This is a genomic window from Pseudomonas sp., assembly GCF_002796985.1.
Classification (GTDB): Bacteria; Pseudomonadota; Gammaproteobacteria; order Pseudomonadales; family Pseudomonadaceae; genus Pseudomonas.
Window position 1 is genome coordinate 555,227 of record NZ_PEKX01000009.1, and the last position, 18,902, is coordinate 574,128.

The 18,902-nt window shown below is 63.1% G+C and carries 20 protein-coding genes; 10 read left to right on the forward strand and 10 right to left on the reverse strand.

Annotation, left to right across the window (positions count from 1 at the left end):
- The first annotated feature begins 264 nt into the window (after window positions 1–264).
- From CTR55_RS16920 to trpC, 3 genes are read left to right on the forward strand one after another with little or no spacing between them, the layout of a single operon-like run.
- Window positions 265–861 carry an aminodeoxychorismate/anthranilate synthase component II gene (locus CTR55_RS16920; protein WP_296287968.1) on the forward strand — a complete coding sequence of 199 codons (597 nt, stop codon included), beginning with the start codon at window positions 265–267 and terminating at the stop codon, window positions 859–861.
- Window positions 858–1,907 carry an anthranilate phosphoribosyltransferase gene (trpD, locus tag CTR55_RS16925; protein ID WP_296287969.1) on the forward strand — a complete coding sequence of 350 codons (1,050 nt, stop codon included), beginning with the start codon at window positions 858–860 and terminating at the stop codon, window positions 1,905–1,907. The genes CTR55_RS16920 and trpD overlap by 4 nt, the downstream gene beginning before the upstream one ends.
- Window positions 1,904–2,740: an indole-3-glycerol phosphate synthase TrpC gene (gene trpC / locus CTR55_RS16930; protein ID WP_296287970.1), complete on the forward strand. Its 837-nt coding sequence runs from the start codon at window positions 1,904–1,906 to the stop codon at window positions 2,738–2,740. Before trpD ends, trpC begins: the two co-directional genes overlap by 4 nt.
- A 59-nt stretch (window positions 2,741–2,799) precedes the next feature.
- On the opposite strand, the gene crp is transcribed toward trpC, so the two are convergent.
- Window positions 2,800–3,447, reverse strand: a complete 648-nt coding sequence (gene crp, locus CTR55_RS16935) for a cAMP-activated global transcriptional regulator CRP (RefSeq protein WP_017517340.1) — start codon at window positions 3,445–3,447, stop codon at window positions 2,800–2,802.
- A 373-nt stretch (window positions 3,448–3,820) separates the two neighbouring features.
- On the opposite strand from crp, the gene CTR55_RS16940 reads away from it, so the two are divergent.
- Window positions 3,821–4,243 (forward strand): OsmC family protein, encoded by a 423-nt coding sequence (locus CTR55_RS16940; protein ID WP_015475289.1) that lies wholly within the window; start codon window positions 3,821–3,823, stop codon window positions 4,241–4,243.
- Window positions 4,244–4,469: 226 nt separating this feature from the next.
- Window positions 4,470–5,264, forward strand: a complete 795-nt coding sequence (gene speD, locus CTR55_RS16945) for an adenosylmethionine decarboxylase (RefSeq protein WP_296287971.1) — start codon at window positions 4,470–4,472, stop codon at window positions 5,262–5,264.
- Between the two features lie 58 nt (window positions 5,265–5,322).
- Here speD and coq7 read toward each other — a convergent pair whose 3' ends face one another.
- Window positions 5,323–5,970 carry a 2-polyprenyl-3-methyl-6-methoxy-1,4-benzoquinone monooxygenase gene (gene coq7 / locus CTR55_RS16950; RefSeq protein WP_296287972.1) on the reverse strand — a complete coding sequence of 216 codons (648 nt, stop codon included), beginning with the start codon at window positions 5,968–5,970 and terminating at the stop codon, window positions 5,323–5,325.
- Window positions 5,971–6,071: 101 nt separating this feature from the next.
- Window positions 6,072–6,410, reverse strand: a complete 339-nt coding sequence (locus CTR55_RS16955; RefSeq protein ID WP_081520754.1) for a histidine triad nucleotide-binding protein — start codon at window positions 6,408–6,410, stop codon at window positions 6,072–6,074.
- A 93-nt stretch (window positions 6,411–6,503) separates the two neighbouring features.
- Here CTR55_RS16955 and CTR55_RS16960 point away from each other — a divergent pair, with 93 nt between their 5' ends.
- Window positions 6,504–7,985, forward strand: coding sequence for an AAA family ATPase (locus CTR55_RS16960; protein WP_296287973.1), 1,482 nt, complete (start codon window positions 6,504–6,506; stop codon window positions 7,983–7,985).
- 7 nt (window positions 7,986–7,992) lie between these two features.
- Here the strand turns inward: CTR55_RS16960 and CTR55_RS16965 are convergent, their stop codons facing one another.
- The 4 genes from CTR55_RS16965 to hemJ all read right to left on the reverse strand — a co-directional run bounded on the left by CTR55_RS16965 (window position 7,993) and on the right by hemJ (window position 11,474).
- Window positions 7,993–8,781: an SDR family oxidoreductase gene (locus CTR55_RS16965; RefSeq protein ID WP_296287974.1), complete on the reverse strand. Its 789-nt coding sequence runs from the start codon at window positions 8,779–8,781 to the stop codon at window positions 7,993–7,995.
- 55 nt (window positions 8,782–8,836) lie between these two features.
- On the reverse strand, window positions 8,837–9,955 hold the full coding sequence (locus CTR55_RS16970) for a DUF805 domain-containing protein (RefSeq protein WP_296287975.1): 1,119 nt from the start codon (window positions 9,953–9,955) through the stop codon (window positions 8,837–8,839).
- Window positions 9,956–10,060: 105 nt separating this feature from the next.
- A complete protein-coding gene (locus CTR55_RS16975; RefSeq protein ID WP_296287976.1) occupies window positions 10,061–11,029 on the reverse strand; it encodes a nitronate monooxygenase family protein in 969 nt (322 codons plus the stop codon).
- Window positions 11,030–11,048: 19 nt separating this feature from the next.
- Window positions 11,049–11,474 (reverse strand): protoporphyrinogen oxidase HemJ, encoded by a 426-nt coding sequence (gene hemJ / locus CTR55_RS16980; protein WP_296287977.1) that lies wholly within the window; start codon window positions 11,472–11,474, stop codon window positions 11,049–11,051.
- Window positions 11,475–11,620: 146 nt separating this feature from the next.
- Here hemJ and CTR55_RS16985 point away from each other — a divergent pair, with 146 nt between their 5' ends.
- From CTR55_RS16985 to erpA, 3 genes are all read left to right on the forward strand, one after another.
- Complete coding sequence (locus CTR55_RS16985; RefSeq protein ID WP_296287978.1) at window positions 11,621–12,988, forward strand: chloride channel protein; 1,368 nt, start codon at window positions 11,621–11,623, stop codon at window positions 12,986–12,988.
- A gap of 89 nt (window positions 12,989–13,077) precedes the next feature.
- Window positions 13,078–14,112: an N-acetyl-gamma-glutamyl-phosphate reductase gene (argC, locus tag CTR55_RS16990; protein ID WP_296287979.1), complete on the forward strand. Its 1,035-nt coding sequence runs from the start codon at window positions 13,078–13,080 to the stop codon at window positions 14,110–14,112.
- A 134-nt stretch (window positions 14,113–14,246) separates the two neighbouring features.
- Window positions 14,247–14,597: an iron-sulfur cluster insertion protein ErpA gene (gene erpA, locus CTR55_RS16995; RefSeq protein ID WP_045212604.1), complete on the forward strand. Its 351-nt coding sequence runs from the start codon at window positions 14,247–14,249 to the stop codon at window positions 14,595–14,597.
- A 57-nt stretch (window positions 14,598–14,654) separates the two neighbouring features.
- Here the strand turns inward: erpA and CTR55_RS17000 are convergent, their stop codons facing one another.
- A complete protein-coding gene (locus CTR55_RS17000) occupies window positions 14,655–15,746 on the reverse strand; it encodes an anhydro-N-acetylmuramic acid kinase (protein WP_296287980.1) in 1,092 nt (363 codons plus the stop codon).
- A gap of 3 nt (window positions 15,747–15,749) precedes the next feature.
- Window positions 15,750–17,195: a peptidoglycan DD-metalloendopeptidase family protein gene (locus CTR55_RS17005; protein WP_296287981.1), complete on the reverse strand. Its 1,446-nt coding sequence runs from the start codon at window positions 17,193–17,195 to the stop codon at window positions 15,750–15,752.
- Window positions 17,196–17,377: 182 nt separating this feature from the next.
- On the opposite strand from CTR55_RS17005, the gene tyrS reads away from it, so the two are divergent.
- Window positions 17,378–18,577, forward strand: a complete 1,200-nt coding sequence (tyrS, locus tag CTR55_RS17010; RefSeq protein ID WP_296287982.1) for a tyrosine--tRNA ligase — start codon at window positions 17,378–17,380, stop codon at window positions 18,575–18,577.
- Between the two features lie 139 nt (window positions 18,578–18,716).
- Here the strand turns inward: tyrS and CTR55_RS17015 are convergent.
- A partial coding sequence (locus tag CTR55_RS17015) for a hypothetical protein (RefSeq protein ID WP_296287983.1) occupies window positions 18,717–18,902 on the reverse strand: 186 nt, incomplete at its 5' end.

The window sequence follows — 18,902 nt, forward strand, 5'->3', positions numbered from 1 at the left end:
CTTGGGCTACTGTTCGGCCATCGCTAGGCGAGACCGCAATCGTGATCCACCGCACCCGCATCATCACTTCCCTCCTCAAGGCATTCGCCCGTTGGCGCTGGCGCGCCTGATTCCTTCTTTCCCGGCATAGCGCCGGTCTCTACTTACGCGTCCATTTCTCCCATCCGCTGGCATAATCGCCAGATTCGCGCAGCCTGCGAGGCCGCAACGGGTGTCGACGATGGCGCGATCCGAAAGCAGTGCAATCATGAGGTTCGAGCAGACATGCTGCTGATGATCGATAACTACGATTCCTTCACCTACAACCTGGTGCAGTATTTTGCCGAGTTGAAGGCCGACATCCACGTCATTCGCAATGACGAACTGAGCGTCGACCAGATCGCCGCGCTCAATCCCGAACGTATCGTCCTGTCCCCCGGCCCGTGCACGCCGAACGAGGCGGGTGTGTCCCTGGAAGTCATCGAGCGCTTCGCCGGCAAGCTGCCGTTGCTGGGGGTGTGCCTGGGTCACCAGTCCATCGGTCAGGCCTTCGGCGGCGACGTGGTGCGGGCGCGCCAGGTCATGCACGGCAAGGTCAGCCCGGTGTTCCACAAGGACCAGGGCGTGTTCGCCGGCCTGAACAATCCGCTGACGCAGACCCGTTACCACTCCCTGGTGGTGAAGCGCGAGACGCTGCCCGAGTGCCTGGAAATCACCGCCTGGACGGCGCTGGAAGACGGCTCGGTCGACGAGATCATGGGCCTGCGCCACAAGACGCTGAACGTCGAGGGCGTGCAGTTCCACCCCGAGTCGATCCTTTCCGAACAGGGCCACGAGATGCTGGCCAACTTCCTCAAGCAGACGGGCGGGGTGCGCGCATGAATATCAAGGAAGCCCTCGGGCGCGTGGTCAACCAGCTGGATCTCTCCACCGAGGAAATGCAGGACGTCATGCGCGAGATCATGACCGGGCAGTGCACCGACGCGCAGATCGGCGCCTTCCTCATGGGCATGCGCATGAAGAGCGAGACCATCGACGAAATCGTCGGCGCCGTGGCGGTGATGCGCGAGCTGGCTGACCAGGTCGAGCTGGACAGCCTGAAGCACGTGGTCGACGTGGTCGGCACCGGTGGCGACGGTGCGAACATCTTCAACGTGTCCTCGGCGGCAGCCTTCGTGGTTGCCGCAGCGGGTGGCAAGGTCGCCAAACATGGGAATCGCGCGGTCTCCGGCAAGAGCGGCAGCGCCGACCTGCTGGAAGCCGCCGGTATCTACCTGGACCTCAAGCCGGTCCAGGTGAAGCGTTGCATCGAGACTGTCGGCGTCGGCTTCATGTTCGCCCAGGTCCACCACAAGGCCATGAAGCACGCCGCCGGCCCGCGCCGTGAGCTAGGCCTGCGTACCCTGTTCAACATGCTCGGCCCGCTGACCAACCCGGCTGGCGTGAAGCACCAGGTGGTCGGCGTGTTCAGCCAGGCGCTGTGCCGCCCGCTGGCCGAGGTGCTCAAGCGCCTGGGTAGCGAGCATATCCTGGTCGTCCATTCCCGCGATGGCCTGGATGAGTTCAGCCTCGCTGCGGCAACCCACGTTGCCGAGCTGAAAGATGGCGTGGTCACCGAATACGAAGTGCAGCCCGAGGACTTTGGCATCAAGAGCCAAAGCCTGATCGGCCTGACCGTCGACAGCCCGCAAGAATCGCTGGAGCTGATCCGCGACGCCCTTGGCCGGCGCAAGACCGAAGCCGGGCAGAAGGCCGCTGAGCTGATCGTGCTCAATGCCGGCGCCGCACTCTACGCCGCGGACCTGGCCACCAGCCTGCACGAAGGCATGCAACTGGCCCACGACGCTCTGCACACAGGGCTGGCGCGGGAGAAAATGGAAGAGTTGGCGGCCTTCACCGCCGTTTACCGAGAGGAGAACGCACAGTGAGTGTGCCGACGGTTCTGCAGAAGATCCTGGCCCGCAAGGCCGAAGAAGTCGCCGAACGCCGCGCCCGCGTCAGCTTTGCCGAGGTGGAGCAATTGGCCCGTGGCGCAGACGCGCCGCGCGGTTTCGCCAATGCCATGCTGGAACGCGCCAAATCCCGCGAGCCGGCAGTGATCGCCGAGGTGAAGAAGGCCTCGCCGAGCAAGGGCATCCTGCGCGAGAACTTCGACCCGGCCGATATCGCCCGTAGCTACGAAGAAGGCGGCGCTGCCTGCCTCTCGGTGCTGACCGATGTCGACTTCTTCCTGGGCAGCGATGCCTACCTCAAGGAAGCCCGCGCTGCCTGCAAGCTGCCGGTGATTCGCAAGGACTTCCTCATCGATCCGTACCAGGTGGTGGAAGCCCGTGCCATTGGCGCCGACTGCATCCTGCTGATCGTCTCGGCGCTGGATGACGTGCGCATGGCCGAGCTGGCCTCGGTGGCCAAGGACGTCGGCCTCGACGTGCTGGTGGAAGTGCACGACGCGCCGGAGCTGGAGCGTGCGCTGAAGACTCTGGACACTCCGTTGGTCGGCATCAACAACCGCAACCTGCACACTTTCGAAGTGAGCCTGGAGACTACCCTGGACTTGCTGCCGGAAATCCCGCGCGAGCGCATGGTGATCACTGAGAGCGGTATCCTCAATCGCGCCGATGTCGAGCTGATGGAAGTCAGCGACGTGTTTGGCTTCCTGGTCGGCGAAGCCTTCATGCGCGCCGAAGAGCCGGGTACTGAGCTCAAGCGTCTGTTCTTCCCCGAACGCAGCAAGGTCAAGCTGGGCGCCGATCCGGACTGACGTTTCCTGCGGACACAAAAAAGCCGGCGATTGCCGGCTTTTTTGCTTTCAGCGTTTCTTCAGCGAGTGCCGAAGACCACCATGGTCTTGCCTTTCACATGCACCAGGCCCTGTTCCTCCAGACTCTTGAGCACGCGGCCAACCATCTCGCGGGAGCAGCCGACGATGCGGCCGATTTCCTGGCGGGTGATCTTGATCTGCATGCCGTCCGGGTGGGTCATGGCATCCGGCTGCTGGCACAGGTCCAGCAGGGTGCGCGCGACGCGCCCGGTGACGTCGAGGAAAGCCAGGTCACCGACCTTGCGCGTGGTCTTGCGCAGGCGGTCCGCCATCTGGCTGCCCAGGGTGAGGAGAATCTCCGGGTCCTGCTGGCTCAGTTCGCGGAACTTCGCGTAGCTGATCTCGGCGACTTCGCATTCAGTCTTGGCGCGGATCCAGGCGCTACGCTCCTGGCCGGTGCTGCCTTCCTTTTCGAAGAGCCCCATCTCCCCGAAGAAGTCGCCGGTATTGAGGTACCCGATGATCATCTCGCGGCCATCGTCGTCCTCGATCAGGACGGTGACCGAGCCCTTGATGATGAAGAACAGGCTCTCGCAGCGGTCACCGGCGTAGATGATGGTGCTCTTGGCGGTGAAGCGGCGGCGATGACAGTGCGCGAGCAACTTGTCGAGGTTCTTGATTTTGGGTGTAAGGGTAATAGCTACCATGCCCGAGTCCCGGAAAGTATAAAAAGTGGCCTTTGCACAACAGGCGCTAATGATTTTTATGTTCAGCTGTAGTGCCGTGCATCCCTGGCGCGATCCCCCTCGATCCCCAGGGCGGCGTAATTGCCTGGCTGAGCATTCTTGCATGTACGTAAATCAGCAAGAGCTTAACAGACGATGTGTTACCAGCAATCGGAACACTGGAACGTTCGTGTAGGCAATTTCTGAGAGTGTGCCAGTAAACCGGCGCCAGCTTAAGTGATAAATGCATACTGACCGTGTGGAAATGAGACCTGGGTAACAGCCACCGCTCCCACTGGGCGTGCTAGGGGGCTGTGATAAGCTGTCGCCCCTTTTTTCGGCGGAGTTTCTTGCAATGAAAGCGCGAATTCAGTGGGCGGGCGAGGCGATGTTCCTCGGCGAATCCGGCAGCGGCCACGTCGTGGTAATGGACGGTCCGCCGGACGCCGGTGGCCGCAACCTGGGTGTGCGGCCGATGGAGATGCTCCTGCTCGGCTTGGGCGGCTGCACCAACTTCGACGTGGTCAGCATCCTGAAGAAAGGCCGCCAGCCGGTTGAAAGCTGCGAAGCCTTCCTCGAAGCCGAACGCGCCGACGAAGATCCGAAGGTGTTCACCAAGATCCACGTGCACTTCGTGGTCAAGGGCCGTGGCCTGAAGGAAGCTCAAGTCAAACGTGCGGTCGAACTGTCGGCTGAGAAGTACTGCTCCGCCTCGATCATGCTCGGCCGCGCTGGCGTCGAGATCACCCATGACTACGAGATCGTGGAACTGGGCTGATAGCCCCCTCCATCCTTTCATCATCAAGGGTGCGCAAACTCTGGCAGAGGTCGCCTGACCTCTGCATAATGCGCCACCTTTTTTCAGGGCCATCCGGCCCGAAACCAAGCAACCACAATCGCCATCGCGAAGAGGTGTAAACCGTCCTACGCAGGTGCCGCCGTACGCGCCTGACGGGCATGCTCAACCACGCGGCAGAGCCGCATTTGATGAGAGTTTTCCCACGGTGAAAAGCAAACTCAAGCTCCACGGGTTCAACAACCTGACGAAGACCTTGAGCTTCAACATCTATGACATCTGCTATGCCGAGACGCCTGAAGACCAGCAGGCCTACGTGCAGTACATCGACGAAGAGTACGATGCCGAACGTCTCACGCAGATCCTCACCGATGTTGTCGACATCATTGGCGCAAACATCCTGAACATCGCCCGTCAGGATTACGATCCGCAAGGCGCCAGCGTGACCATCCTGATCTCCGAGCAGCCGGTCACCCCGACCGACAGCCAGATCGAGGAATCCCCGGGGCCGCTGCCGGAAACCATTCTGGCGCACCTCGACAAGAGCCATATCACCGTGCACACCTATCCGGAGATCCATCCGGTGGAAGGCATTGCGACCTTCCGGGTGGACATCGATGTGTCGACCTGCGGCGTTATCTCGCCGCTGAAAGCGCTCAACTACCTCATCCACCAGTTCGATTCGGACATCGTCACCGTGGATTACCGCGTGCGCGGTTTCACCCGCGATGTGGAAGGTAAGAAGCACTTTATCGACCACGAGATCAACTCGATCCAGAACTATCTCTCCGACGACACGTACGAGGCCTACCAGATGACCGACGTGAACGTGTACCAGGAGAATCTGTTCCACACCAAGATGCTGCTCAAGGAGTTCGACCTGGACAATTACCTGTTCGGTGACGCGACCCGCAATCTGTCGGCCGAGCAGCGCCAGCAGGTGGAAGAGCGTGTACGGCACGAGATGCTGGAGATCTTCTACGCGCGCAATATGCCGCGCTGATCTGCCGCACGATGAAAAAAGGGCGCCCAGTGGGCGCCCTTTTTCGTTGCTGGCCGGATCAGATCCGGTAGGTGGACTTGGTCATCACCTTGGACAGCAAGGTCATGCCGAACTTTACCGGCGTCGGGAAGCGCAGGCCGCCGGCCTCGATGGCGCTGGTGGCATGGTGCTCCTCGTCTTCGCGCATCTGCTCGAGAATGGCGCGGGACTTCTGGTCCTCGGCGGGGATTTCCGCCAGGTGTTCGTCCAGGTGCTTGCACACCTGGTCTTCGGTAGCGGCGACGAAGCCCAGGCTGACGCGGTCGCTGATCAGCCCGGCAGCCGCGCCGACGCCGAAGGACAGGCCGTAGAAAATCGGGTTGAGCACGCTCGGGCGGCTGCCAAGCTGACGGATGCGCTGTTCGCACCAGGCGAGGTGATCGACCTCCTCGTCGGCAGCTTCTTCCATGGCCTTGCGCACTTTGGGCAGCTTGGCGGTCAGTGCCTGGCCCTGGTACAGCGCCTGGGCGCAGACCTCGCCGGTGTGGTTGATGCGCATCAGCCCGGCCACATGGCGGGCGTCCGTTTCGCTGAGCTCGGCGTCGGGCTGGACGATGGCGGGGGATGGGCGCCCTGGATGGCCACTGAAGGGCAGCAGGGTGCGCAGCGCGGCATCGGCCTGCAGCAGGAAGCGGTCGGCGGGAGAGTAGTGACGGTCGGCGGACATGGCGCACCTCCGGTAGGAACATTCGCCCGGCAGTTTACCGGATGGCGGATGACAGGTCTTGCCGAGGTGCGCGCAGCTCGCTCTTGTTGAGTGTCCGGCGATCAGCCCGGCGGCCAGTGCATCTGACGCTGACCCAGTACGTGCATGTGGATGTGGTGCACGGTCTGGCCGCCCAGGTCGTTGCAGTTCATCACCACGCGGAAGCCCTCGTCGCAGCCCTGTTCCTTCGCCAGGCGCTGGGCGGTGAAGAGGATGTGCCCGGCCAGCGGCTTGTCCGCTTCGGTCAGGTCGTTGAGAGTGGATACGTGCTTCTTCGGGATCACCAGGAAATGCACCGGCGCCTGTGGGCCAATATCGTGGAAGGCGATCACCTGATCATCTTCATAGAGCTTGCGCGCGGGAATGTCCCCGGCGACGATCTTGCAGAACAGACAGTCCACGAAATGCTCCTCCAGTCGTATAGGTAGGAGCAGGAGTTTAGCGGCCGTCGACCGCCGCGCCCAGTTCCGGGCCGGTCAACGCAAGGAGCTAGCGTGCAGAACGATATCCATGACCTGGGCCTGGTGCTCGACTCCAGGGTCAAGCTGATCGTGATCGAGTCCTGGGACGAGCCACGGGTTCTTGAGACTCTCACCGGCCTGGCGGTGCGGCGCGGCCTCAACCTACAGCTGTGGTCGGCGACCGAGGGCCTGCAGCGCCTGGGTTTTGGTGGTGAACCTCAGGGGGAGAGCGACAGCCGTGAGGCGGAGAATGCCTTGCGGCTGATCAAGGCCGATCCGCAGCCGAACCTTTACGTGCTCTGCGATCTGCATCCCTACCTGACGGATAACCCGCGCGCCGTGCGTCTGCTCAAGGAGATCGCCATGGCCGAGGGGAATTTCCGGCCCACGGTGGTGCTGGTCTCCCATGCGCTGAAGCTACCCGCTGAAGTCCAGCGCTTCGCCGCGCGCTTTGCGTTGTCTCTGCCGTCCGAGGATGAGCTGGTAGGGCTGGTGCGTGAGGAGGCTACCCGCTGGAGCGAGCGCAACCGAGGCGCGCGCGTACGCACGGACAACCGCACCCTGCGCCAGGTCGTGAAGAACCTGCGCGGCCTGACCCACGGTGAGGCCCGGCTGCTGGCGCGTAGCGTGATCTGCAACGATGGCGCGATCACCCAGGAGGATCTGCCGGAGCTCAACCGTACCAAGTTCGAACTACTCAACCTCGACGGCGTACTCAGCTTCGAGCACGACACCGCGCGCTTTGCCGAGGTGGGCGGGCTGGCCAGCCTCAAGCGCTGGCTGGGCGAACGGCAGAGCGCTTTCACCGAGAGCAAGGACAAGGATCTGCCCAAGGGCGTGCTGCTGGTGGGGGTGCAGGGCGGCGGCAAGAGCCTGGCGGCCAAGGCCGTTGCCGGTCTGTGGGGGCTGCCCTTGCTACGACTGGACTTCGGCAGCCTCTACAACAAGTACTTCGGCGAAACCGAGCGCAATCTGCGTGAAGCGTTGCGTCTGGCGGACAGCATGGCGCCCTGTGTGCTCTGGGCGGACGAGATCGAGAAGGGCGTGGCGACGGGCGATCAGGACAACGGCGTCAGCCAGCGGGTGCTGGCGACTCTGCTGACCTGGATGGCCGAGCGCAAGGCGCCGGTGTTCATGGTGGCGACCGCGAATGCCATCGATCGGTTGCCCCCGGAGCTGGTGCGCAAGGGACGTTTCGACGAGCTGTTCTTCGTCGATCTTCCGGACCATGCCGTGCGCATGGACATCTTCCGTATTCACCTCGTGCGCCGCGAGCTGGAGGTGGCGCAGTTCGACCTGGGAGCATTGGCTGAGGCGGCGGACGGCTTTTCCGGTGCGGAGATCGAGCAAGCAGTGGTCGGCGCCTTCTATGCTGCGCAGGCGCGACAGAAGGCGGTGGATCAGGCACTGCTGCTGGAGGAAATCCGCCGGACCGCGCCGTTGTCGGTGGTCATGGCGGAAGAGCTGGCCGCCTTGCGTCAATGGGCCGACGGCCGCACCGTACGCGCGGATTGAATGCCGGTCAGTTGGCCAGCGCCAGGCGGTTGATACGCCCGGCCAGTTTGCGCATGACCCAGCGTGGCAGCAGGCGCACGCCATAGGCAAACAGGCGGTTGCGCCAGCCGGGGATGATCAGCGCGGGCGCGCGGCGCAGCGCCTTCACGGCCAGGAAGGCGACTTCCTCGGGGGGCATGACGCGCTTGCCGTCGTCGAGCTTGCCCAGGCGCATGTCGGCATTGCGGTAGAAGGCAGTGCGGGTCGGGCCCGGGCACAGCACCGAGACCTTGATGCCGCGGCCTTTGAGCTCCTCGCGCAGACCTTCGGAGAAGTGCAGCACGAATGCCTTGCTGGCGTAGTAGCTACTCATCCAGGGGCCGGGCAGCAGGCTGGCCATGGAGGCGACGTTGAGAATCTGCCCGCCGCCGCTGCGCTCCATCATGGCGCCGATGCCGTGGCACAGACGCGCCAGGGCCAGGACGTTGAGCTCCAGCAGTTCCTGCTCACGGGACCAGTCCTGATCGATGAAGGCGCCGGAGGTGCCGACGCCGGCATTGTTCACCAGCAGCTCGATCTGCCGTCCGCTTTGTTCCAGCTCGTGCAGCAGACCGGAGATCTGCAGCGGCTCGGACAGGTCGCAGACTCGGAACAGCACCTCTACCCCGAAACGCTGAGATAACTCGCAGGCGGCGCTGTCCAGTGCATCGCGCTGGCGCGCCACCAGGATCAGCGCCTGGCCGCGGCGGGCAAGGGCTTCGGCCAGTGCCAGGCCGATTCCGCTGGAAGCGCCGGTGATGAGGGCAAAACGAGGCATTCAGGAGTCTCTGTGGCGGGGTGGCGTTCGACCACGCCCGCCACGGGTTGTTGCATTACTGGTCAGTGCTTTCGCTAGGGTCCGAATCGGCGCCCTCGGTGTCGCCACTTCTGAAGTCGTCGTCGGAGGGCTCCGCGGCAGCGGCCGGGTCGGCAGATTCGTCGCCCGGTTGATACTGCGATGCTTGCGCCGCCTGGGCGCGTTCGACATAGCTCTGGTAGGCCGGAATTGCGATGGCCGCGAGGATACCGCCAAATACCGGGAACAGCAGCCAGGAGAAGGCCAGGGCCTTGACGCCGGTGCTGTTGGGCGGCGGCGGCGGGCCGAAGCGGTTGGCACTCTGCTCGCCGGGCATGAACAGCATCAGCAGGCTGAGCACTGCGTTGACGAAGGGGACCAGCAAGGCGAGCCAAAGCCAGCCGGACCAGCCCAGGTCATGCAGGCGCTGCACACCGATGGGCACGCTGAAGACCATGGCGGCGATGACCACCACGGCGATGGCAGCCACGCCCAGGGGCATCGAAACGGCCATCAGCAGGCTGGCGACCAGGTAGGCGCCGAAGACGATGAAGGACAGCGCGGCAGACCAGCCGAGGTAGCGCACGCGACCGATCCGGCCGGACAGGCTGCGGACTTTCAGTTCGCCGAATTCCGGTAGATCATCGCCAACTTTTGCCTGGGGCGGCGCGTAGGGAGAGGCAGCGGCGTTCGGGGCGGTGGCTGCGGCGGTGGGAGCTGGATTGGCGGCTAGCTCAGCCTGCCGCGCCAGGTACTTCTCGATGACAATGCCGCAGGCGTTGCACTCGATGGAGGAAGCTTGTTCATGCCCGCACTTGGGGCAGGTCATCCGCTCGTTGCTGGTAGATTCGCCGGTGGCGCGGGCCGCCAGAGTCGCATCGCTGGGGTGGTCATCGGTCTCTACCAGGCTCAGGCCGGCAACGCCATCGGCTTCCTTGCGGGCGTTGGCGCCAGCGCCGTGGAGAGCACGCAGGTACTTGTCGGCTTCGTCGCCGGACAGGTCGCGCTTGAGCACCACCGCCTGGCCACTGAACAGTGCTTCGATCTTCGAGGCATCGCTCTTGAACAGGCGGGCGAGGTTTTCCTTGGCAGTTTCCAGCGGCGTCTGGGGCATCAGCGCGCCGTCGAACACGATCTTGAAGCGGGATTGGTCCATAGGGGCATCCTTGTCTTCTGGCTATGTTGGAATCGCTACAGCGTAATCGGGCCGCCGAAGGCCAACAAGCGCCCCCGGCGGATATATCGTGAGCGGTGCCGTCGCTCAGACCAGCAGTTGGTTGGACAGGCCAGCGCTGCGCGTCAGGGCCTGGCGGTACTCATGGTCCAACCGGGCGATCAGCTCGCCAACTGCAGGCAGATCGCGGATCTCACCGACACCCTGGCCGGCGGACCACACGGTCTTCCAGGCCTTGGCTTCGTCGCTCACCGGCTTGAGCTTCTCGCCATAGTTGAGCGCGCCCCGGTCGCTAAGTCGCTGCATGTCGAAGCCGGCGGCTTCCAGGCTCTGGCGCATAAAGCTCGCCGGTACGCCGGAGACGGCGGGCGTGTGGACGATATCGGCAGCGCGAGCGCCGATCAGCATGTGTTTGTAGTCCTCGGACGCCGCACTCTCGCGGGTGGCGATGAAGCGTGTGCCGAGGTAGGCGAGGTCGGCGCCCAGCACCTGGGCGGCAAGGATCTCGTGCCCATGGTTGATGCAGCCGGCCAGCAGCAGGGTCTTGTCGAAGAACTGGCGGATTTCTGCGATCAGCGCGAAGGGACTCCAGGTGCCGGCGTGGCCACCGGCACCGGCGGCCACCGCGATCAGGCCATCGACTCCGGCTTCCGCCGCCTTCTCGGCATGACGGCGGGTGGTGACGTCATGGAATACCAGGCCGCCATAGCTGTGCACCGCATCCACCACCTCGCGCACCGCGCCCAGGCTGGTGATGACGATGGGCACCTTGTGCTCGACGCAGAGCTTCAGGTCCGCCTGCAGGCGCGGGTTGGTGTTGTGCACGATCAGGTTCACCGCATAGGGCGCGGCCTGCGGGTCGGCGGCCAGCCCGGCCTCGATCTCCTCCAGCCAGGCCTTGAAGCCGCTGCTCTCGCGCTGGTTCAGCGCGGGGAAGCTGCCGACGATGCCGCTCTTGCAGCAGGCCAGCACCAGTTGCGGATTGGAGACCAGGAACATCGGTGCCGCCACCAGGGGAATGCGCAGGCGGCGGTCGAGCAGGGCGGGCAGGGACATGACAGTCTCCTTGTCGGGGTCAGAAAGGTTTGACGACCACCAGGATCACGATGGCGATCAGGAACAGTACCGGCACTTCGTTGAACCAGCGGTAGAACACATGGCTGCGGCCGTTCTCGCCACGGGCGAAGCGCTTGAGCATGGCTCCGCACGCATGGTGGTAGCCGATCAGCAATACGACCAGGGTCAGCTTGGCGTGCATCCAGCCCTGGGTCAGCCAGGCGGGATTGAGGTAGAGCATCCAGGCACCGAGCACGATGGTGAGGATCATCGAGGGCCCCATGATGCCGCGGTACAGCTTGCGCTCCATGACGCAGAAACGTTCGCGGCTGGCGGTGTCCTCGCTCATGGCGTGATAGACGAACAGGCGCGGTAGATAGAAGAGCCCGGCGAACCAGCAGACCACGGCAATGATGTGAAAGGCTTTCAACCACAGGTAAAGCATCAGGATTTCCTCGGGTCACGGTTGAGCCGATAGTAGTGGCGCCGTGCAATGCCGTCATCCCTGCGTCTATTACACTGAGATGTTCCGTCCGTGGCTGTTTGCCGCGCGCGCCGCATGGCATCCGGAAGATGCCCGGCTCCGTGTCCATGTCAGAACCCATACCGACAGAGAGTTCCAGCGAGCCGACTGGTGATTTTTCCGCTCGTGCCGTGCCCAAACGCCCGTTGGCGCGTCATCCCTTGCTGCGCCAGTGGCGGCGCAACCTGGCGTTCTGGCTCGGTGCGCTGCTGGTGGGGCTGGTGGCACTGGCTTTCGCCTATCTGGCGGACCTCGCCAGCGCGACCTTCCGCGCCGTGGTCGCGCACAACCCGTGGTGGCCGTGGTTGCTTTGCCCGCTGGGTTTTGCCGGCCTGGTCTGGCTGACCCAGGGCGCGTTGAAGAACACCCGTGGCAGCGGCATTCCACAGGTCATCGTGGCGCTGGAACAACGCAGCAGCCGCACACGAAATGCCTTGCTGTCGGTGCGGATTGCCGTGGGCAAACTGGCGATGACCCTGATGGCGCTGCTGGTAGGAGCCTCGGCCGGACGCGAGGGGCCGACCGTACATATCGGCGCGGCCCTGATGTATTCGCTCGGCCGTCGCCTGGGGCTCTATCACAAGCGTACGGTATCCGGCCTGATCATCGCCGGTGGTGCGGCGGGCATTGCGGCCGCCTTCAATACACCACTGGGCGGGGTGGTCTTCGCCATCGAGGAGCTGAGCCGCACCTTCGAACAGCGCTTCAGCGGGCTGGTGCTCACCGCGGTCCTGCTCGGCGGCATGGTCACGCTCGGTCTGATGGGCAGTTACAGCTACTTCGGCCGTCTCTCGGAAAGCATGCCGCTGGGGCCGGCGTGGATCGCCGTGGTGGCCTGTGGCGTGCTCGGCGGCTTGCTTGGCGGCCTCTACTGCCGGCTGGTGCTGCCGACCCAGCGCGGTCCGCTCGGCTTCATCAGTCGCTGGCGCGGGCGCTGGCCGATCCGTTTCGCCGCTGCCTGCGGGCTGGTGCTGGCGCTGCTCGGCTTGCTGTCCGGGCAGCACGTGTTCGGCACCGGGTATGCCGAGACCCGTTCCATCCTCGAGGGGCAGCCGGTGGTGGGGCATGACTTCCTTCTGTGGAAGTTCATCGCCAACGTGATTTCCTTCATCGCCGGCATCCCCGGTGGGCTGTTCTCGCCCTCGCTCACCGTCGGTGCCAGCCTGGCTCCCTGGCTGACACCGCTGATCCCTGGAGCAAGCCTGCCCGCCGTGGCGCTGCTGGGGATGTCTGCCTACCTCGCCGGGGTGACGCGCACGCCGCTGACCGCCACGGTGATCACCGTGGAGATGTCCCACAGCCCGGACATGCTGATCCCGATCCTTGCTGCCACGCTGCTGGCCAGTGGTGTGTCGGCTCGCCTGAACCCGCTACCGATCTATCACGCGCTCGCTCGTCAGATGCAGGAAACCCTGGCTTCGACCAAAGGCTCTTAAACCGGCGTGCATTCGCTCTGTTCAGCGGGGGCAGCGGCTCATATCATGGCTGCCCCTGAATTTGGCCCCATAGGTGGAGTGACAGGCAGATGATCAAGGTCGGTATCGTAGGCGGTACGGGTTATACGGGCGTGGAACTGCTGCGCCTGCTGGCACAGCATCCCCAGGCTCGCGTCGAGGTGATTACCTCGCGTTCCGAGGAGGGCGTGAAAGTCGCCGACATGTACCCGAACCTGCGAGGCCACTACGACGGCCTGGCTTTCAGCGTGCCGGACGTGAAGCGTCTGGGCGAGTGTGACGTGGTGTTCTTCGCCACCCCGCACGGTGTGGCCCACGCACTGGCCGGCGAACTGCTGGCGACCGGTACCCGGGTGATCGACCTGTCCGCGGACTTCCGCCTGCAGGACGCCGAAGAGTGGGCCAAGTGGTACGGCCAGCCCCACGGTGCGCCGGATCTGCTGCCCGAGGCCGTCTATGGTCTGCCGGAAGTGAATCGCGAGGCGATCAAGTCTGCGCGCCTGATCGCCGTTCCCGGCTGCTACCCGACCGCCACTCAGCTCGGCTTCATCCCGCTGCTGGAGAACGGCCTGGCCGACGCCAGCCAACTGATCGCCGACTGCAAGTCCGGCGTCAGCGGTGCCGGCCGTGGTGCCAAGGTCGGTTCACTGTTCTGCGAATCCGGCGAAAGCATGATGGCCTACTCGGTGAAGGGCCACCGTCACCTGCCGGAAATCAGCCAGGGCCTGCGTCGCGCGGCCAAAGGTGATGTCGGCCTGACCTTTGTGCCGCACCTGACCCCGATGATCCGTGGCATTCACGCGACCCTGTACGCACGCGTTGCCGACCGTGGCGTCGATCTGCAGAAGCTGTACGAAGAGCGCTACGCCAACGAGCCGTTCGTCGACGTGATGCCGGCCGGCAGCCATCCGGAAACCCGCAGCGTGCGCGGCGCCAACGTCTGCCGCATTGCGGTACACCGTCCGCAGGGCGGCGACCTGGTGGTGATTCTGTCGGTCATCGACAACTTGGTGAAGGGCGCGTCCGGCCAGGCGATCCAGAACATGAACATCCTGTTCGGCCTGGATGAGCACCTGGGTCTGTCCAACGTCGCGCTGCTACCGTAAGGAAAGATTGCCCCGGAAGCGGCCAATTGATCTGGACCAATGGATGAGTCGGATTAGTTGACCGTTTTTCTGGGGTAAGCGGATAATAGCCCGCAATGTTGTAACGTACGGCTTCGGCCGGGAGAGTTTTCACCATGACCATCGAAACCTTCACCCCCACTCCGCTGATGTTCTCGCAAGGCGCTGCGAACAAGGTGAAGAACCTGATCGACGAAGAAGGCAATCCGCGCCTCAAGCTGCGGGTGTTCGTCACGGGCGGTGGCTGTTCGGGCTTCCAGTACGGCTTCACCTTCGATGAAGACACCGCGGACGACGACACCATCGTCGAGCGAGATGGCGTCAACCTCGTGGTCGATCCGATGAGCTTCCAGTACCTTGCCGGTGCGGAAGTGGACTACCAGGAAGGTCTCGAAGGTTCGCGGTTCGTCATCAAGAACCCGAACGCAGCGACCACTTGCGGCTGCGGTCAGTCCTTCTCGATCTGATGCCGTAGAAGCAAAAACGCCGCGCATCTGCGCGGCGTTTTTGTTTGTACAGCGGGTTCAGGCGGGGTAGAGCGCGCCAAGAATGCGCGGCCCCTGCGCGGCCGTGACTTCCGGGCAGTTGCCGGGCTCGCGTTCGAAGAAACGATGGGCCAACCAGGCGAAGGCCATGGCCTCCATCCATTCCGGTGGTACGCCGCGGTCGATGCTGCTGATCACGCTGGCGCCGGGCATGTGCGCGGCGAGGCGCTGCATCAGCATCGCGTTGAACGCGCCGCCACCGCAAACCACCACTTCCTCGCAGTTGGGCTGAGCATCCAATAGCGCCGCGGCGATGCTTTGCGTGGTCAACTCCAACAGGGTTGCCTGCACGTCCTCGGCTTTCACCGGGCCATGGTTGGCCAGGACCGCGTTCAGCCAGTTCAGGTTGAAACGCTCGCGCCCGGTGCTCTTCGGGCCTTTGGCAGCGAAGAAGTCGTCCGCCAGCATCTTCCGCAGCAGCGCCTGATCGATGCTGCCGCTGGCAGCCCAGGCGCCATCACGGTCATAGGTCTCGCCACGTTGCTCCTGAATCCAGGCATCCAGCAGGACGTTGCCGGGGCCGCAATCGAATCCACGAACCGGCTTGCCAGGGCTCAATAGCGAGACGTTGCTGAAGCCGCCCACGTTGAGGATCGCGCACTCGCGGCGATCGCTGCCGAAGAGTGCCCGGTGGAAGGCGGGAACCAGCGGTGCTCCCTGGCCGCCGGCGGCTACGTCGCGGCGGCGAAAGTCGGCTACCACATCGATACCGGTCAGCTCGGCAAGCAGCGCCGGGTTGCCAATCTGTACGGTGAAGCCAAGCTGAGGCTCGTGGCGAATGGTCTGGCCGTGGCTGCCGATGGCGCGAATCGTACTGGCGCTCAGCTTCTCGCAGGCGAGGAGTTCATTGATACCTTGGGCTGCCAGCCGCACCCAGCTGTTTTCCGCGAGCGCGGAACGGGCGATTTCATCGGGGCCGGAAGAGCAGAGTGCCAGAAGGTCGGCACGGAGCGCCGCAGGCATGGGAAGGTAGTGGGAGGCGAGCAGAGTAGTCTGCTCGCCTTGCTCGACCAGGGCGATGTCCAGCCCGTCGAGGCTGGTGCCGGACATCACCCCCAGATAGAGCGGCATGGCTTAGCGCTTGTTCAGGGCCAGGAAGGTTGCCTTCTCCTGGTCCATGCGAGCCATCAACGGTTGGATCTGCGCCAGGAAGCGCTTGCGCTCCGGGCCGCTCAGCGGGTCAGCGGTCGGCAGCTTGGCGCTCAGCGGGTCGACGTGCTGGCCGTTGACCTGGAACTCGTAGTGCAGGTGCGGGCCGGTGGCGAGGCCGGTCATGCCGACATAACCGATGATCTGTCCCTGCTTCACCGCAACACCGGAGCGGATGCCTTTGGCGAAACGGCTCATGTGACCGTACACGGTGCGATAGCGCTGGCCGTGCTGGATCACCACGGCGTTGCCGTAACCGCCCTTGCGGCCGGCTTCGAGGATCTTGCCGTCGCCGGTTGCCTTGATCGGCGTGCCGATCGGAGCTGCGTAGTCCACGCCCTTGTGTGCACGAATCTTGTTCAGGACGGGATGGAAGCGCCCTATCGAGAAGCGCGAGCTGATGCGGGCGAAGTCCACCGGAGTACGAATGAACGCCTTGCGCATGCTGCTGCCGTCGGCGCGGAGGTAGCTGGTGTTGCCCTGTTTGCTGGTGTAGCGCACGGCAGTGTATTCCTTGCCGCGGTTGACGAAGCGAACAGCGAGGATGCTGCCAGTACCGACCTGCTTGCCCTTCACCTGCTGGGATTCGTAGATCACATCGAACTCGTCGCCCTCGCGGATATCCTGGGCGAAGTCGATGTCGTAGCCGAGGGCATTAGCCATCGACATGATCAGGTCGTGAGAGAGTCCCGCGTTCCTGCCGGCGACGAACAACGAGCTGTCGATGCGGCCGTGGGCATAGTTGGCGTGTACCGAGGGCTTGATCATGTCGCGCTTGAAGTCATAGCCCTTGGCGGACTTGTTCAAGCTGATCGTCTCCAGGTCGCTGCGCTTGACCTTCAGGCCCTGCAGCTCTCCCTTGGCATCAATGAGGAAGTCCACGTCCTGGCCGATATCGAGACGGGTGAACTGCTTGGCGTCCTTGTTTGCGGCAAGCATGTCGTGCACGGCGTTCGCCGGCAGGCCGGCCTTCGCGAACACGGTGGAAAGAGTATCGCCCTTGCCCACGGTCACGCTTTTCCACGCAGGGTCTGCGGGAGCGGAGGGGGAGGCTTGCTGTTTCGAATCGGCGAGATCGTTCTTCTTTTGCGCGTCTTTTCCGGCGCTGTTCTGGTTGTCCGGCTGGCCTTCTATCTGTGCAAAAGGCGAAGAGCCGTCGTCTTCCGTGACCGCGTTGGGTCGAAGATCGTCTTTTTCCTGAAGGATCTGCTCGGTACCGCTGTCCAGCTCCAGATTGAGCGTGGTCTTCTTCGCCTCGACCTCGGCCGAGGGGAACACCAGCAGAGCCAGGCTGAGGAGCGCTGCTACACCGCTAGCGGCGAGCAGATGGCTCTTCGGATAGTACGGCGCTTTCTGTTTTGATTGCGTCATGGCATGAGTGGTGTTTTTGGAATGTGAAATAACTGCCTAAAATATAACCAAATTCCCGCTGAATCAACCCTGATGTCGGGCTTCTGACGTCCTGTCCTCTGGCGCTGGGCAAAACTTGTTTTTAGTGTCTGTTCTTGTATCGTTGGTTCCCTTTCGCAATTCGCAACGTACAGGAACCTGCAATGAAGTCGGTCGAAGAGCAGCTGGCGCTGATCCAGCGCGGTGCAGACGAAATTCTCGTGGAGGCCGAGCTGATCGAAAAGCTCAAGCGCGGCCAGCCCCTGCGTATCAAGGCCGGCTTCGACCCGACCGCTCCCGACCTGCACCTGGGACATACCGTCCTTATTAATAAGCTGCGCCAGTTCCAGGAGTTGGGGCATCAGGTGATCTTCCTGATTGGCGACTTCACTGGGATGATCGGTGACCCCAGCGGGAAAAGTGTTACCCGCCCACCCCTTACCCGCGAGCAGGTTCTCGAGAACGCCGAGACGTACAAGGCCCAGGTCTTCAAGATCCTCGACCCCGCGAAGACCGAAGTGGCCTTCAATTCCACCTGGATGGACCAGCTTTCCCCCGCTGATTTCATTCGTCTGGCTTCCCAGTACACCGTTGCTCGTATGCTGGAGCGCGATGACTTCAGCAAACGTTATGCCAGCAACCAGTCCATCGCTATTCACGAATTCCTCTACCCGCTGGTTCAGGGTTACGACTCGGTAGCGCTGCGCGCTGATGTCGAGCTCGGCGGTACCGACCAGAAGTTCAATCTGCTGATGGGTCGTGAGCTCCAGCGTGCCTATGGGCAAGAGCCGCAGTGCATTCTGACGATGCCCTTGCTCGAAGGCCTGGATGGCGTGAAGAAGATGTCCAAGTCCCTGGGTAACTACATAGGCATCCAGGAGGCACCGGGTGTCATGTACAGCAAATTGGTCTCCATCCCGGATACCCTGATGTGGCGTTACTTCGAACTGCTCAGCTTCCGCTCCATGGAAGAGATCGAGGGCTTCAAGGGAGATGTCGAGGCTGGCACCAATCCGCGTGACATCAAGATCAAGCTGGCGGAAGAAATCGTCGCTCGCTTCCATGGTGAAGAAGCGGCTGCTTCCGCACACAAGTCCGCAGGCAACCGCCTGAAAGAGGGCGAACTTCCGGAAGACCTGCCGGAAGTGGAAGTGGCGGTAGCGGAAGACCTGCCCATTGGCGCCGTCCTTAATAAGGCAGGCCTGGTGAAGAACTCGGCTGTCGCGCGCGACCTGCTGTCGTCTGGCGGCGTGCGCGTGGATGGTGAGGTTGTGGATCGCAGCTTCGTCTTCAAGGTAGGAGCTACTCACGTCCTGCAGGCTGGCAAGAAGGCATTCGCTCGCGTCTCCCTGGTCGCCGAGTGAAGAAAGTTTAAATTAGTCGTTGACGGCCGATTTAAACTCCCTATAATGCGCACCACTCCCAGCGACGAAGCGCTGAAAGAACTTGAAAATCAAGTACTTGCAGAGGTTCGAGGTTGAGAGTGGTGATCAGGCGGGTGATTCACTTGCCGCTCTTCATTAGCTGCTCCGGCAGCGAGCTGAAAAGAAGGTCGCCGAGGTGCTTGACAGTGGGCTTGATCGCTGTAGAATGCGCCTCCCGCTGATGAGAAGGTTCGCCTTCGCCGAAGCCCAAGCGATTGAGTAGAAAAGAAATTTTCGAAAATAAAGCTTGACGGAAAGAGAGGTT